This window comes from Streptomyces sp. NPDC025651 (genome assembly GCF_055558735.1).
Genome location: NZ_JBVHLZ010000025.1, coordinates 1 through 14,543 on the forward strand (window position 1 = coordinate 1; position 14,543 = coordinate 14,543).

The 14,543-nt window shown below is 71.7% G+C and carries 19 protein-coding genes; 13 read left to right on the forward strand and 6 right to left on the reverse strand.

Annotated features, from left to right (window positions below; all coding sequences use genetic code 11):
• Positions 1-126 precede the first annotated feature (126 nt).
• From ACZ4D5_RS43080 to ACZ4D5_RS43100, 5 genes are all read left to right on the forward strand, one after another.
• Entirely contained in the window at positions 127-1,281 is a 1,155-nt protein-coding gene (locus ACZ4D5_RS43080) for a hypothetical protein (protein WP_467778012.1), read from the forward strand.
• A 128-nt stretch (positions 1,282-1,409) separates the two neighbouring features.
• Positions 1,410-1,661: a ribbon-helix-helix domain-containing protein gene (locus ACZ4D5_RS43085; protein WP_366350592.1), complete on the forward strand. Its 252-nt coding sequence runs from the start codon at positions 1,410-1,412 to the stop codon at positions 1,659-1,661.
• 349 nt (positions 1,662-2,010) lie between these two features.
• Entirely contained in the window at positions 2,011-3,546 is a 1,536-nt protein-coding gene (locus ACZ4D5_RS43090; protein ID WP_467778013.1) for a hypothetical protein, read from the forward strand.
• Between the two features lie 71 nt (positions 3,547-3,617).
• Entirely contained in the window at positions 3,618-4,232 is a 615-nt protein-coding gene (locus tag ACZ4D5_RS43095) for a hypothetical protein (RefSeq protein WP_467778014.1), read from the forward strand.
• Positions 4,229-4,816: a hypothetical protein gene (locus ACZ4D5_RS43100; RefSeq protein WP_467778015.1), complete on the forward strand. Its 588-nt coding sequence runs from the start codon at positions 4,229-4,231 to the stop codon at positions 4,814-4,816. The genes ACZ4D5_RS43095 and ACZ4D5_RS43100 overlap by 4 nt, the downstream gene beginning before the upstream one ends.
• A gap of 92 nt (positions 4,817-4,908) precedes the next feature.
• Here the strand turns inward: ACZ4D5_RS43100 and ACZ4D5_RS43105 are convergent, their stop codons facing one another.
• Positions 4,909-5,142 (reverse strand): hypothetical protein, encoded by a 234-nt coding sequence (locus ACZ4D5_RS43105; protein WP_467778016.1) that lies wholly within the window; start codon positions 5,140-5,142, stop codon positions 4,909-4,911.
• Positions 5,143-5,299: 157 nt separating this feature from the next.
• Here ACZ4D5_RS43105 and ACZ4D5_RS43110 point away from each other — a divergent pair, with 157 nt between their 5' ends.
• Positions 5,300-6,022 (forward strand): recombinase family protein, encoded by a 723-nt coding sequence (locus ACZ4D5_RS43110; RefSeq protein WP_467778017.1) that lies wholly within the window; start codon positions 5,300-5,302, stop codon positions 6,020-6,022.
• Positions 6,023-6,231: 209 nt separating this feature from the next.
• Here ACZ4D5_RS43110 and ACZ4D5_RS43115 read toward each other — a convergent pair whose 3' ends face one another.
• On the reverse strand, positions 6,232-6,870 hold the full coding sequence (locus tag ACZ4D5_RS43115) for a nuclease-related domain-containing protein (RefSeq protein WP_467778018.1): 639 nt from the start codon (positions 6,868-6,870) through the stop codon (positions 6,232-6,234).
• A 489-nt stretch (positions 6,871-7,359) separates the two neighbouring features.
• Here ACZ4D5_RS43115 and ACZ4D5_RS43120 point away from each other — a divergent pair, with 489 nt between their 5' ends.
• Positions 7,360-7,560 (forward strand): hypothetical protein, encoded by a 201-nt coding sequence (locus tag ACZ4D5_RS43120; protein WP_467778019.1) that lies wholly within the window; start codon positions 7,360-7,362, stop codon positions 7,558-7,560.
• Between the two features lie 72 nt (positions 7,561-7,632).
• On the opposite strand, the gene ACZ4D5_RS43125 is transcribed toward ACZ4D5_RS43120, so the two are convergent.
• The 4 genes from ACZ4D5_RS43125 to ACZ4D5_RS43140 all read right to left on the reverse strand — a co-directional run bounded on the left by ACZ4D5_RS43125 (position 7,633) and on the right by ACZ4D5_RS43140 (position 10,750).
• The gene (locus ACZ4D5_RS43125; protein WP_467778020.1) at positions 7,633-7,896 is read right to left on the reverse strand and encodes a hypothetical protein; all 264 of its coding nucleotides are present in this window, start codon (positions 7,894-7,896) and stop codon (positions 7,633-7,635) included.
• Positions 7,897-7,913: 17 nt separating this feature from the next.
• Positions 7,914-9,245, reverse strand: a complete 1,332-nt coding sequence (locus tag ACZ4D5_RS43130; RefSeq protein ID WP_467778021.1) for an exonuclease domain-containing protein — start codon at positions 9,243-9,245, stop codon at positions 7,914-7,916.
• Between the two features lie 179 nt (positions 9,246-9,424).
• Positions 9,425-9,982 (reverse strand): hypothetical protein, encoded by a 558-nt coding sequence (locus ACZ4D5_RS43135; protein ID WP_467778022.1) that lies wholly within the window; start codon positions 9,980-9,982, stop codon positions 9,425-9,427.
• Between the two features lie 111 nt (positions 9,983-10,093).
• Complete coding sequence (locus ACZ4D5_RS43140; RefSeq protein WP_467778023.1) at positions 10,094-10,750, reverse strand: hypothetical protein; 657 nt, start codon at positions 10,748-10,750, stop codon at positions 10,094-10,096.
• A 226-nt stretch (positions 10,751-10,976) separates the two neighbouring features.
• Between ACZ4D5_RS43140 and ACZ4D5_RS43145 the strand changes: the two genes are divergently transcribed.
• The 6 genes from ACZ4D5_RS43145 to ACZ4D5_RS43170 all read left to right on the forward strand — a co-directional run bounded on the left by ACZ4D5_RS43145 (position 10,977) and on the right by ACZ4D5_RS43170 (position 13,942).
• Positions 10,977-11,471: a hypothetical protein gene (locus ACZ4D5_RS43145; protein ID WP_467778024.1), complete on the forward strand. Its 495-nt coding sequence runs from the start codon at positions 10,977-10,979 to the stop codon at positions 11,469-11,471.
• A 15-nt stretch (positions 11,472-11,486) separates the two neighbouring features.
• The gene (locus tag ACZ4D5_RS43150) at positions 11,487-11,972 is read left to right on the forward strand and encodes a hypothetical protein (protein WP_467778025.1); all 486 of its coding nucleotides are present in this window, start codon (positions 11,487-11,489) and stop codon (positions 11,970-11,972) included.
• The gene (locus ACZ4D5_RS43155) at positions 11,969-12,259 is read left to right on the forward strand and encodes a hypothetical protein (protein WP_391777150.1); all 291 of its coding nucleotides are present in this window, start codon (positions 11,969-11,971) and stop codon (positions 12,257-12,259) included. Before ACZ4D5_RS43150 ends, ACZ4D5_RS43155 begins: the two co-directional genes overlap by 4 nt.
• A complete protein-coding gene (locus tag ACZ4D5_RS43160; RefSeq protein WP_467778026.1) occupies positions 12,256-12,579 on the forward strand; it encodes a hypothetical protein in 324 nt (107 codons plus the stop codon). Before ACZ4D5_RS43155 ends, ACZ4D5_RS43160 begins: the two co-directional genes overlap by 4 nt.
• A gap of 119 nt (positions 12,580-12,698) precedes the next feature.
• The gene (locus tag ACZ4D5_RS43165; RefSeq protein WP_467778027.1) at positions 12,699-13,430 is read left to right on the forward strand and encodes a hypothetical protein; all 732 of its coding nucleotides are present in this window, start codon (positions 12,699-12,701) and stop codon (positions 13,428-13,430) included.
• Positions 13,427-13,942, forward strand: coding sequence for a hypothetical protein (locus ACZ4D5_RS43170; protein ID WP_030902688.1), 516 nt, complete (start codon positions 13,427-13,429; stop codon positions 13,940-13,942). Before ACZ4D5_RS43165 ends, ACZ4D5_RS43170 begins: the two co-directional genes overlap by 4 nt.
• Positions 13,943-14,543: the final 601 nt, after the last annotated feature.

Sequence of the window (14,543 nt, forward strand, 5' to 3'; positions counted from 1 at the left end):
GATCCTGGACAGCCGACGAACGGCGCGGTAGGGCTTCGCCTGCCGCCCAACGAGGGAACCACCCCGCTCAGCCCGGACGTACGGCACAGCCGCGCGAGGACCGAGGAGCCGGTTACGGTGCTGCCCATGGGGATCAGCACGGGGGAACAGCCGGGATACGCACTACTGGTCGCGGCCGAGCCGCCCGTACGACACCCGCTCGCGGTCACCACGGCGTTGCCTCAGCTGGCCGCCGTCCCGCCGGCGCGGCTGGTCGGCACCTCGTACGCGAGCGTCGTACAGCTGGCCAACCCCGACGACCCCAACACCGTGTTGACGAACCTCCGCACCGCGGCCGCCGTCGAGGGCCCGCTACTCGTCTACGTCGCCGGGCAACTGGCCGTCGACCCGCGCCAGCACCTTCTCCACCTGGCCCTGGCCCGCACCACCGCCCGCACGATCCGGTACACCGCGCTCCCGTGGCACTGGATCGGGGCCGAGCTGCAGCGCCGCCCGCCGGGCACCACCACGGTGGTGGCCGACCTGGCGGCCGACACGGACGTCTGGCAGGCCCTCGTCCACCAGGAGCAGTCCCTGGCCGGACCGTTCGCCCTGTACGGCGCCGTGCAGCTGCAGGACCGCCGCCACCGTCCCGGCCCCTCGTACACCAACGCGCTCGCGCACATCCTCCGCACCGCGCCGACGAGGCCGAGCGCCGAGCAGCTGCACCACCAGGCCGCCCGCGCGGCCGCCGTCGAGGACGCCGCCACCCTGTGGTTGGGAGGACAGGCGGTCGCGCAGGCCGCCCTGCACCCCAACGCCGACGTGCCCGCGCCGAGGGCCGAGGCGACGTCGACCACCGCAGCCGCCGTCGAGGAGGACCCCCACCTGGCGATCCGGGACGCGAGCCGCGCCGGCCGCCACGGCGAAGCCGCCGCCATCGCCGCCTCGTACGAGCAGGCAGCCCTCCGGGCGCACGGCGCACAGTCCGTCGAGGTAGCCCACTGGATTGAGGTCCGCGCCTTCCTCGCGCAGCAGGAGGGAACGCCGGACCGCGCCTGTCAGCTGTGGCTGCAGGCCGCCGTGGTCCGGCTGACCGCCGACCAGCCCGCGCACCACCCCGAGGTGGCCGAGGCCGTCGACCGCGCCCACGGAGCCTGGCACCTCGTCAGCAACCCGGCGCGGCTCCGGGAGTTGGGCACCGAGCTGTTGAGTCTCCGGACCCGCGTCCCCGGAAAGAGTGGCGCTCGCGCGGACGTTCAGCGACGACTCGCGAAGCTGAGCCAGGCCATCAGCCCCTGAAATTCGGGGGTTTAAGCGCGTCCCGTCAGGCGGGAAGTCGACAAGTAGCCTCCCGCGTCACGGGAAACGCGCAGATAACTTCCGTGTCGTTGGACCAACGCGCCCCGCATGTGGATATGATCACTGCTATGGCAGGCGTACGAGGTCTTCAGCACAAGAACCGGACGGTTCATCCGCCCGAGAAGCCTGTGCGCGCAACTGTCATCCTCCACCCCAGCGACGCAGAGCGACCGCTCTACGAGGAGCTGGTGAACGAGCTTGGCGTGTCCGGTGCCGAAGTGCTCCGGCAGGCCATCCGAGAGCTGCACAAGCGCGAGAGCTACCGCAAGGAGCGGAAGGCACGCGCGGCGGCTGCAAAGGAGCTGCCTCAGACCGGATGACAACAACGTCCGGACGTGAAAAAGGCCCTGACCCGAACTTTCAGATCAGGGCACCGCACGTTCGACGGGACAGTCTCAGCCCAAGCTGGCCGGCGGAAGTCTGAGCGTCCCTATTCCCACAGGTGAGGCCCGTTTTTGAGGCGCCGGACGTAAGTCCGGGGCCGGGCCTTCGTGTGCCCCCTCAACTAGCTCCAGGAGCATCAGCATCGTAGCTCATAGCTGCGATGGCGGCCCAGTGCGCCCTTCTTCCGGTGTGTCCGTAGTACAGCCGGAGTCGGCGCCCCGCGCGCCGCTGTCGCTGGAACACGAAACCGTCGCTGTACTGCGCTTTCCCCAGATCAGCCTGCCCATGTGGTACCGCGTTCTGGAGATCGCAGACAGCCGCGGTGAGCTGCCCATGCGCCTGCGCCGTCTGGCCCGGTTCCTCTCCCAGCAGGAGCTGGACCGCGCCACCGGCCGCGTGATCGGCCAGTGGGACACGGGGCGGGTCGACGGGGGCATGGACCTGGCCCACGGGTACGCCCTCACCGAGGGATTCGGAGATGACCGGTTCTGGGACGACCTGAAGTTGGCGTACCGCCACGGATACGTGGAGCAGGTCGTGAAGCCGGCCCCGGGCCGCCGCGCGGTCTACGCCCTGTGTCTCCGTGTCGACGCGATCCCGAGCGACCTCCCCGACGACCTGATGCGCCAGCTGAAGGTGTGGGACCTCCCGGAGGTCGAGGTGCGGCACGAGGACGCCCGGTACGGCCGCCTCACGGCCAGCGCGTCCGTGCCGCTGGCCGGAGCCGAGGCCGTCGAGGTGGACGAGCAGACCGCCGCCGAGCTGGCCGCCGCTCCGCGCTGGGAGCACCCGGCGGACTCCCCGGCGGCCGCTGCCGCCGAGGCCATCCGTACGTCCGCCAAGGCCCTGGGAGCGGACGCCGGACCCCAGGATCTCCGGTGTTGGGCAGTGGCGGACCGGGACCGCGCCGAGGCCCTGAACCAGCGGCTGATGGGTAATGGCAAAACGTCTCCCTCTTACGCGAAGGGCTTTCAGCTATCTGGTCTTTTCTCTGCAGGTAGTAGCGGGCTGAGCTTGTCGAACGACATGGGACAAGCAAAAACGACGCCTTCGGCGGCGCCTGGAAAGAAGTCCTCGTTCCTGTTCGGGGACGACCCCAGCGCCGTGGCGGACAGGGTTCTGAGGCGCGCGTGGCACGCCTGGCGGGCCCAACTCGGACACGGCAAGGTGATTTTGCCCAACGGGTCCTGGGACGAGCTTGGACGCTGGCACGGCGGTTCGGCGTGGTCCGACCTGCAGCGCACGGTCCGGATCGCGCTCCGCCGTTCCACCGAGAGCGAGCTGGTCGAGGTGCTGTCGAGCAGCGTTGCCGGGGTGGACGACGTGGGCCGCCTGGCCGCGTGGCGCCTGTGGCGGCTCATCAACTCTCGGAAGGACGCCCACGGCCACGGCCGCCGGCGAACTGCCGTTCCGGCCGCCAGCGTGGCGGAGTGGGACGACATCGAGACCACCGTGGCCAAGCGCGCCCGCACCCTCACGCAGTCGGTTGCTCAGCCTGACCTCAGCAGCCGCGAGGAGGATCTGCGCGAGCAGAACCGGCGCCGCGAGGCCGCCCGCCTGGCCGCAGAGGCGGAGCTGGCCGCCGAGGCGAAGCGCGCCGAACTCACCAACCGGTGGGGCCTGGACCGCTGGACCAGCCGCAGCTCCGAGCCGGAGCAGCCCCGCCGCTGGTCGGCCCAGCAGCCCGAGCATGTTCACCTGGCGGAGGTCGAGGAACGCCGGTACCTGGACATGCCCGTGGCCCGCTCCGAGGCTGAGCAGACGTACCGCGCAGCCCTGGCCCGCGCCCGCGCCGAGAAGCGCGCCCGCCGTCGCAGCTGACGACGAATCGGCATATGCCGACAATCGCGGTTCACCTGACAACCTAGGTTCACGACAGTTAGGGTTGTCGCATGACGACGAACGAACACGAGGAACCCGGGTACTGGGAGCACTTCATGGCTCCCCGTGACCCCGCCTGGACCGAGCCGACCGACAGCCAACTGTCCAGCCTCCGCACCCGCATTCACGACGCGGCCGTCGACCTGGCCGCCCACATCTCCGTGCGACAGGATCAGCTGCAGCGCAAGACCCCGACGCGCGAGCAGGCGATGACCACCGCGGACTGGCACCTGTCGGTCGTGCGGGCACTGCGCGAGACGCTGACGCTCGCGGAGGGCATCGCGGAGAACTACGCCCGCAAGGCCGGAGCCGCCGGGGCGAGCTACGCCCAGCTGGGCACCGCGTGGGGAGTCTCCCGGCAGGCCGCCCGCAAGCGCTGGCCCGGAGCCGTGAGCGTGATCAACCCGCACGCCAACCGCGAGCCCGTCCACTTCGAGGCGTTCGGCGGCGAGGCCCGGGTGGTGTTCCACCCGGAGGACGGGAGCTGGTGGTGGATCGCTACCGCAGCCAACCGGCAGGTGCGCGAGGCGCCCGAGAAAGCCGAGTACGACACGAGCGAGGAGGCCGCGGCCGCAGCCGGCGCGTTCCTCGCCGCGAACACCACCACCGAGGAGACGACTCGATGAGCCTGCCCGAACTCCCCGCCTTGGCCGTCGCCCTGCAGACCTTGTTCGACACGTACCCGACCGACGCCGACGACGCCGAGCGGCTGACGCTCGCGCTGGAGTCCGGCGACGAACGCCAGGTCGTCAGCCTGCAGCCGGGCCAGGCAGCGTGGTTGACCAACCTCGTCCAGGACGAGTCCGCGAGCTGCCGCAACGCCCACTCGGACGGGAACGGGCGGTGCGCGCACTGCACCGGCCGGGGCGTGGTCGGCGCGACGAAGCCCACCGTCTGGATCATCTGGCAGACGGACGGAGCCGGGCCGGGCCGTCCCTGCCTGGACGAGGCCACCGCCAAGAAGCGCGCCGAGACGCTGTACCTGGACGGGCTGCACTCGGACGACCAGGAGGAGGCCCGCCTGGAGTGGACCGGCGGAGGCGACCTCTACGAGCTGGAGGACAACGGCCAGGACACCGGCTGGTGTGTCAGCCCCGAGGAAGTCGAGACCCCGGCCCAGATCTGGACGTGCACCTTCTGCGGCGGGGAGAACGACGACGCGTTCGGACTGTGCCCCGGGTGCGGACACAACCGCCCGACCGCCGTCTGACGCGGCCGGGACCGTCGTAACCGGCCCCGGACGCGCACACCAGGACACCACACCGGCAGGCCCCGCCCACCCGGGCGGGGCCTGTCCCGTGCTCAGGACCCGAACGCCTCCCGCCATCCGCTCCGCACCCCGCGGCCCACGGCCCGCCAGGACGACAGGAAGCAGCTGCACCCGCGACCCTCCCGCCGGGGGCAGCCGGCCGCGTGCCCGCGCACGCCGAGCCGGACGAGGGAGAAGGGGAGCACGACCAGCTCCGCGAGCAGGACGCACGGAGCGACGAGGAGGACCAGGACGTGAGAGCGCCAGCGGCGCGTGTTCGTGTTCATGGTCGGCAGTCTGGAACGGTTGCCCTGTGGATAGTTCCCGGCGTACGCGGCTGACGCCCCCTCAGAACGGCCCGTCGAGGGCCGGATAGGGTCTGTTCGATGTCACAGTTATGCCAATTACTGTGACAGTGCAGGTCAGCGCGTTGGAGGCGATCAGATGCGGCTCGCGGGGTACATCCGGGTGTCGACCGGCAGTCAGCTGGACGGGTTCGGGCTGGAGGACCAGGAGCGCATCGTGCGCCGATGGACCCGCGAGCACGGCCACCGCCTCGTGAAGCTGTTCGTGGAGAAGGCGGTGCCGGGCACCGTCGCCGGGGACGAGCGGCCCGAGCTGGCCGACGCCCTGTTGTGGATTGAGGAGAAGCGCGTGCACGGCATCGTCGCGCCGAACCTTGACCGCCTGGCCCGCGAGCTGGTGGTGCAGGAGGCGGCCCTGGCCCAGACGTGGAAGCACGGCGGCCGCGCGTTCATGGCCGATCAGGGCGAGATCCTGCCTGACGACCCCGAGGACCCGATGCGTACCGCCATGCGCCAGATGATGGGCGTGTTCGCGCAGTTGGACCGAGGCATGACCGTGGCCAAGCTCCGCCGCGGCCGCCGCATCAAGGGGGAGAAGGGCCAGTACGCGTACGGCGCCCCGCCGTACGGATGGCAGGCGCACAAGAAGGAGCTGACCGAGGAGGAGATGGAGCAAGCCGGCCGGGCCCGTGCCCGCCAGCTCCGGGACGAGGACGAACTGTCGTTCCGCGAGATCGCGGCCGTGCTGGACGCCGAAGGGCTCCAGCCGAAGCACGGCGGCCGCTGGCACCCGGAGACCGTCCGGCGGATGCTCGCGAACGCCACCGACCGCCCGCCCACTCTGCGGAAGCGGGCAGGGTAGAGCCAGATCAGCGTTGCCGGGCCCCGCACTTGGAGCAGGCGCCCCAACGGTCCTTGTCCTCCCGCCGGGCACCGCAGTTCGGGCAACCGTCCTTGACCGGCATAGCGTCCCCTCTCGCTCACGGGCGTGTTCTACGGCCGAGGAGCCTACCGGCGGAGCCGACGACGAAGGGCCCGGCCAGCAGGCCGGGCCCTTCTGTCTGTCCTTCGTCAGGAGGCCGGGGGCAGTGTCCGGTCAGCCAGTTGCCCGACCGCCGTAATTCGGGCCGAGTCCCACCCGGGTTGGGGAGGAAGGCTCCGGAGCAGGCCACGGAGCCGCTTCGCCTCCACCACGGTCACGCCGCCCAGTTCGAGCCGGCCGCGAGGCGCCGGGACCTTCGCGCCGTGCACGGCGACCACCGGCCGGACCGGGACGCCGAGCGCCCGAGCCGCCTGTTCCGCCTCCCACACCACCGTCTGCAGAGCGCGGGTCTGGTCGTACCGGCCGTATCGCAGGATGCCGCCCTGCACCGTCAGCTGCGACTTGTCCGACGTCCAGTTCTTCGTGTCGACGTACAGGGCGCCGGCGGCCGTGAAGGCGAGGTGGTCGAGGTTCGCCCGACTCCCGGGGATCGCCCGATCGTGGAGCACCACGGCGTGGCCCCGGCGGACGAGCGGGGCCAGGAGCTTGGCCGTCCGCGCCTCCCCGGCGGCACCCACCGCCCAGCTGTTGTGGCCCCGGCGGTACAGCCGCCGCACGCCGACCCCGACCACGACCAGCGCGGCGACCAAGCCGAGCTGCCAGTTCGTCAGCGAGCCGACCGCCGACCCGACCACCACGGCGGCCGCCGCGAGTAACGGCAGCAGCACCCGGGCCCGTCGATGCTGTGCTGCCCGCTCCGCTGTCCGAGCTGCCTCACCCATCCGGCCCGCGCTCGCCCCGGCTCCGCTTCGGTGCCCCGCTGTCGTCATCCCGCCGCCCCTCCCGTGTGGTTACTGCCTGTACCGGGACGGTAGCGCCCGGGGGTGACACCGCACAGGCGAAAAGACCGGCCACCGTCACATGGCACGCGTAGCCGCCTCTCGTTGCCGACTGCGGCCCGTCCGGGGTGCCAAAAGACGGCAGCGGCGGGAGGGGGGAGGGGTGGCCCGGGTGCGGTGTGCCGTCGACTTCGCCGGAGTCGGGTCGGGCGCCGTACTCCCGCCGTCGCGGATGACGGGAGCGTGAGGAGACCGCACCGCCGGCCGTGGTCGAGGGGGAGCAGCAGCTGCCGCGAAGTGGCCGAGCCCGTCGTGGGCGCTCCGCTCAGCGCGGCACCGTGGGCCCGACCCGTTCGGCGAGCTGGGAGACTTGGGCAGGTGAGCACCACCCGCCGCCCGTTGGGCACCGGACCCCGCACCGCCGAGGAGCAGTCGCCAATTGGCGACCACCGCGAACGCGGCCGGACAGCAGCAGAGCGGGCAGCCGTCGAGCCGCCCGCCCTGGCCGTCGAGAACGAGGTGGTGGAGGAGCGGCCGCCGGGCCGCCGCCCGTTGGGCACCGGGGGCGCCCGCTTCTAGTTTTGGCTCCTCATTTGAGGGCCGATTTATGAAACTTCCCCAGGTCAGATGGGGTAACAGTCGCCCGGACTGTTACCGCGATCCTGGGGGAAGTACCCGCCGCTGGCGGGCCGTTCGCTCCGGCCGAGCCGGGACGTCCGCACGGTCGACCCGTACCGAGGTGGGGCCCTCGTCCGGCTGGACGTCGAGCACCAGGCGCAGGCCGCCGCCGCGGTGCGTGAGCCGGGTCGGCTCACCGGTCTGCAGCGCGGTGCACGCCTGCAGAAGCGGCAGCAGGATCTCCACCACCCGCTCGCCCCGCTCGCGATCGTCCGTCATGACCCTGATCTGCACCATGAGGTGAACCCCCCTTCTCAGTCGACCGAGGAGGCCACGGGCGCGGCCATCTCGCGGAGGCGGTCGAGTACCGCCCGGACGTCGCCCAGGGCACGGTGGCCGCCGCCGAGCGCCTGCCAGCTGTAGTTGCCCCAGTAGTCCGACCAGTCGCCGTACCAGTCCGAGTACGGCACCATCGCGTCCTCCAGCGTCATGCCGTCGAGCCAGGCCGCCGCCGACGCCGCCGGGTCCTCGTGTCCGGCCGCCCGGTAGTGGCGGGTCAGTTCCCAGCGCAACACCCCCTTGTCGTACGGGGCGTTCCAGATCAGGCACCGCCGCCCGTCGAGCGCGGCCGTGAGGCCGACGAGGATCTGCCCGAACGAGGGCGCCGTGGCCACCGCCTCGTCCGTGATGCCGTGGATCTCCGAGGCGTCCGCCGGGATCGGCCGCCCGGGGTTGACCAGGGTGTCCACCAGGACGTCCCCGGAGCCGGAGATGACCGCGAGTTCCACCACGCACGCGTCCGCGTCGAGCCCCGTCGTCTCCGTGTCGAGGACCACCAGGGCCTCGTCCGCGAGCGCGGCCGCCGCCCACTCCTGCAGTTCGAGCACCCGCCGGCGCCGGGCCTCCCGCTCAGCCTCCCGGGCCTCCACCGCGCGCTGTTCGGCTTCCGCCCGCTCCCGTGCGTCGCGTTCCTCGCATGGCGAGCACCACCGCGGCCGCCAGTACCCGTACGGGTTCGCCTCCCGCCAGCGCCGCACCGCCGCTTTGGTGGCCGTCTTCACCGAGCAGTCCCGCCCCGGGCAGGTGATGGAGTACAGCACCGCCGCAGTCTTCCGGGCCCGTTCCTCCGCGAGCTGGGCACGGCGGCAGTCGCCACACCGGTTGTGCGCCGCCGGGTACGGACGCTCGCGCACCTTCCCGCAGCCCCAGCACGTCCGGGCCCGCTCGCGCTGCCGGGCCAGCTGTGCCTTGTGCCAGCACTGCGAGCAGGGGCGGCCGTTCAACCGGTGCTCGCGTACCTTGCCGCACTCCGGGCAGGTCCGGGCCGCCTCCATGCGCTTCTTCACCGCCGAGGACAGCGGCCGCATCTTCACCGCGGCCGCCGGGTCGTACAGCGGCACCTCCACGTCGTGCTTGCGCAGGTAGAGGTACGCGAGGACGGGCTGACCGTCCGCCAGCTTCAGCCGGGCCTGGCCCAGTTGCGTCTGCGTTTGCAGGTACGCCGGCGCCTGCCCCCATCGGTAGACGGGCAGCCCGTCCGTGAAGCCGTAGGGCTCCCCACGCGGCACCCGATCCGGGGCCTGATCTGCGCTTTCACGACTGGCCGGGACCGTCCCCGCCGTGCGTGCCGTCGTTGTCGTGCTCACCCGTACCTCCCGAGGACAGTCCGCCGGAATTCCCGACGCTAGCATTTATAGACCCCATTCGGGCCGCTTTTCAAACTCCGCCATCCGAGGAAATCGAAAAGGCCGGAGCGCGCTTAAAACTGTGCGCGCAAAGCCGGATTCTCTTAAAGGAGATCCTTTTAATTCACCGGCCGGGGCCGTCACTCGTTCGAGTGAGGGCCGTACTCGGTCAGGGCCTCCCGGATGATCCGGGCGGGCGGGTAGAGCAGGCGCGCGAGTTCGTCACGGCGGGTCTTCTGTTCCTCTGTCAGCCGGAGCCCGGAGCCGACCAGGCCCAGTTCGTACAGCCGGGCCAGCGGCTTCTCCGAGACTCGCCACGAGGCGGTCCGCAGCTGCAGAACGAGGTCCGCCGGAAAGGCGTAGTTCCGCTGTACCAACGTGATTCCAGCACTCGCCCCGGGCCAGCGGCCGGACAGCGCGAGGCGGTCGAGGTCGGATTGCGTGAGCGGCACCCACGGGCCTGCCAGGTCCTCGTCCGCCAGGCGCCGGCGGACCGCCTCACCCACGACGACCTCCAGTGCAGGCCAGTGCTCCGGACGCATACGGGCGACCTGTACGCGAGCGTCGCGCGGCCGAATGCCGGATGCCACCAGCTCCCGCACGGTCTCCTTTTCCTCCAGCCGCCGCCGCTTATCGAGCAGCGCAAGCGCACCCGCTTGTGACGCGGTGATCCAGGCCGTAACGCCGATTTTCTCCATGCGCCGATTCTAAAGGAGATCCTTTCCGCATACCCCCTCGCTCCGGCTGCATTAAAAGGATATCCTTTTGTCGAGCGCGCCCCGCTTCGCCTAACGATCTTGAAAGGTCGATCAGCCGGGCAGGCCCAAGTCGTCCAGGGACGCCCCGGCGGCCCATTGCTGCAGCTGGCGGCCGTCGAGGAGGTGGACCCCGCCCTGGCGGGAGGCCCAGAGCACATCGGCGCGGCTGTACGAGCCCCTGCTGACCACGACTCGAATCAGGTTGTCGACCCCCGGGCGGCCCGCCTCCCGCAGGGGAGCGGGACCGGTCGGCGCGTCCTCGTCCGCCGCCTCGTCCGCCGGACGGAACCCGACGTCGAGTTGGCGGCCGCCGCGGTCGCGTGCGTACAGGCGGGGCCGCCCCTCGTCCGGCATCGCGATGACGTGCCAGCCGTCGCGGCGCAGCATCCGTTCGGCGGCCGCCGCCAGGCCGTGGTCATCGAGCACGCCGAGTTCGGTCGAGGTGTAGATGCCGCCGCGCCGGCGGGCCGCCGCGCGGCGCCACCGCACACCCACCGCCGTGGCGGCCGCGAGCAGAACGACGCCCAGCACCAGGCCGCCGACGCCGAGGGCACGGTGCAGCCAGACGAGGAGGACCAGCGGAGCCGCCGCGGCGAAGGCGAGCCCGACGAACGCGGGCAGCACGTCGCGCAGTTCGGGGCCGTACCGCCCCTGTGCCCGCAGCTCCGCGACCGCGCGTTGTCTCTGCGAGCGACGCGACCCGGGCACGGGAGGTCGTCTCCACCACAGCTCCACCTGGGTCAACTCCCCATCACCGCCCGCCGTTCGTCCCTGCCCGTAGAGATACCCGCTCGCGGGAGTCTCCCGCCAACCGGGACGCAGACCGGCCACGAACTGGCCGGACGAGATGCGGCGAACCCCTTGCGCCACCTGTTGGGGAACCCCTACAGTCAAGGGTGTTGGGGAACCCCAACACCGACGAAGGGAACCGCACATGACGACCCCTCAGCACCGCCCCCTCCCGTCCCCGGTGGACGAGCCCATGGCCGTGAGCCGGCCGGGTATGGAGCCCTGGGAGACCTCCGGCCGGACCGCCCACTGGCCGGACGGGGTGGGCACGTACACGCTCGCGTTCCACGGCAACAAGCAGTGGAGCATCGCGGACGAGGCGGACAGCGCCATCCTGGCCATGGACGCGATCCAGGCCGGGAACCCCAACCTGGGGGAGGAGTTCATCTACGCGAACCTGCGGGACATCCGGCGCCTGAAGCAGCGACTGACCGCCATCGAGGAGGAGCTGTTGCTGATGGCCCGCGAGCCCGACGAGGACGGGGACAAGGTGTCGTGGCGTGACCTGGGCGAAGGGCTGGGCCAGCACCACACCACGGTGAAGGAGCGGCACGACCGCATCGCGGCGGGCGGCACCCACAGCTTCCGCCGCTGGCTCACCGAGAACACCCCCCGCGCCGACCTCTACCCGACAAGCTGAAGGGCGACCACCACCGTGAGCACCGACGCGTACAAGGACTTCCAGGCCCTCCAGGTCCGCCGACCCGGCGACCTCCCGCCGGCCACCCCCCTCACCTGGCAGGCGGAGAAGCACTCCCAGCACGCCGAGCGGCTGTCGAACCGCCGTCTGCCCGCTGACTTCCCGTACGAGGTCGAGCGCGGCACCGCGGGCGACGCGCTCGCACAGCTGGCCCTGGGAGAGGCCATCCGCCGCACCGCCCTGAACTACCGCCCGAGCACCGTGCACGAGGCCCTGCAGCTGGGCGCGACCTGGAACGAGGTGGCGGCCGCGCTGGACTGCACCCCGGACGAGGCCCGCGACGTGCTCCGGTCCTACGCGGACGGACAGCGCCGCCTGTACGAGGGCGACGAGCGCGAGGGCCGCCGCCCGATCGGCTTCACCGTCGAGCAGCACCAGGAGGCGCACGCGCTCACCGAGCTGGCCGACGACGAGTCGGCGGCCGCCGAGGAGGACCGGTGATCCGAGACGCCGTGACGTGCGACCGCGACGGGTGCGTCGCGTTGTTCCTGGAACCCGTGGACGACCCGTACGCGCTGGACACCGACGAGTTCGAGGACGTCATGAAGCGCGCCGGGTGGACCTACGGCGACGACGGGCACCGGTGCCCCGGGTGTGTCCGGGGCACCGGTCCGGTGCTGGAACTGGGGGAGTGCCCGCGCTGCACCGGGACGACGGTCGACCTTCCGGCGGGGGCGACGTGCCACTACTGCGGGCACGTCGAGCCGCACCCGAAGGAGGAGTGGTGATCCTGCGAGCCATCCGCCGGCGGCGCGAACGCCTGGCCGCCGAACAGCAGGCCCGGCACTTCCAGGCTCAGGTGCAGCAGGCCACGGACATGGCCATCACCGCGGCGGTACGGGCCCGACTCTCCGAACCCGTGACAGACATCCACATCACCTGGCCGTTACGGGTCACGGTGGGCGACGTTCTCACGGCCGCGCGGGAGCACTTCGCCTTGGAGGTCACCGAGGCAGACGCCGCCGCGATGCTCCGGCACCGCCTGGAATTCCGGGGTCACGCCCGCTGGCCCGACCTCGTGACCGACGCCTACGAGTACGACGACTGACCGACTCTCAGCACCCCGACCGGCCGCCGCTGGAACTCGCGTTCCAGCGGCGGCCGTTGCCGTTCCAGTCGGCCCGAACCCCTCCCGCTTCGTAGCGTGTTCACGCTACGATCTGAGACATGCCGACTCAAGAGGGAACCCGGATCACCGCCGCGCTGGAATCGACTTGGGCCGCGTTCCAGAAGCACCACCCCGACCTTCCAGACGTCGTGATGATCACCGGCACGGGTACGCAGGGCCGGAACAAGAAGCGGCCGTCCTGGGGGCACCACACGGCGGACCGGTGGCTGGACGCGGCGGCCGGCGGCCGCCGGGCGGAGCTGTTCATCTCCGGCGAGGCCATCGCCGTGGGCGGGCAGATGGTGGTGGAGACCGCGCTGCACGAGGCCGCGCACGCGCTCGCAGCCGCCCGGGGCATCCGGGACACCTCGTGTGCGGGCCGCTGGCACAACCGGAAGTTCGCGGCTCTGGCCGAGGAGCTGGGGCTGGAGCCGCCGAAGCGGGCGGAGAAGGTCATCGGCTTCTCGGAGGCCCTGATCACCGCCGCCACGGTCAGCCGGTACGCGTCCGTCATCAGGAAGTTGGACGCCGCCGCCCTGGCCCGGATCGAGGCGCCCGAGGAGGGCGGGGACCAGGAGCAGGACGAGGACGGGAAGAAGGAGGGCCCGCGCGGCGGGAAGGGCCGGGCCGGTAAGCGCCTGGCCGTGGCGTGCGAGTGTGACCCGCCCCGTCGGATGCAGGTCACCCCCAAGCTGTTGGAGGGCGGGGCGATCCTGTGCGGGGAGTGCCGGGAGCCGTTCGAGGCCGAGGAGTCCGCCGAGGACACCGAGCCGGACGAGGCCGCCGCATGAGCGAGCCGACCCCCGCGGTTCCCTGGGACCGCCTGGCCGCCGACCCTGCGACCGCCGCCCGGTACGAGGCGAAGGTGTACCGCGGCCCCGGCCCGACGCCGTGCCACTGGTGGCTCGGGGCCATCAGCGACTCCGGGCACGGGAAGCTCCGGGCGGGCAGCCGCCCGGCGGGCACCTCCCGCGTGGTGTCGGCCCACGTGCTCGGGTTCGTCATCTGCCACGGCGCGGCCGCACTGCGGAACGGCGCCGTGGTCCGGCACACCTGCGACGAGAGCAGCTGTCAGAACCCGGACCACTGGCTGGCGGGGGAGCGGCTGCAGAACATCGTGGACTACGCGGCCCGCCGGGGGCTGACCGGTCACGCGCTCGCGGACGTGCGGGGCGCGGCGGGGCGGGCGGTCGCGGTGCGGGACGCGATCCTGGCCGCCGAGCCGGGCGCGGAGGCCGCCGCCATCGCGGCCGCGCTCGCAGCCGGCCACCCCTCGGGGGAGCACCAGGACACCCTCTGGTGAAGGCCGTTTCGTAGCGTGGACATGCTGTAGCGGGTCGAGGCACAACGGTTCCGCTTCGTCTCGCCGGGCGGTCGACGCCGACGCCGGATCGGAGCGTGTCCACGCTACGGCGAACGAGGTGGGGCGGCCCGCCGTAGCGGTCGCCGTACAGGCCGCCGCCGTGGGCGGTTCACAGCGTGGACATGCTAGGCCGTGCGGGCGGCCGGGGGCCGGTTTCGCAGCCCGCGCGAGGGGCCGCCGGGCGTGCGGTTCACAGCATGTCCACGCTAGACAGTCCGTGGTTCGTGGCCGCCGGCCACCCGGGCGACGCCGCCGCCGAAAAACACGCTTGGTAACAGTCGAGGCCCGCCCCCAGTCCGGGGGTCGGGCCTCATGTCGTCTGTGGCGCAGCCTACCGGGCGCCCACCGGTCGGGGTCAACCCTGCGAGAGGGGCACCCTCTCGCGCTCTCCCGATCCCTGGCTGATCTCTCCTTGCGTCCTTCCCTTGTCTCCGCTTGCTGTCCTCCCTTGCTTGCCCTTGTCGATCTCCTCTCCCATCTGCCTACTTGCCCTCTCCACCCCCTTCTCTTCCCGGATCTTGAAACCTGAGCTACCTACTAA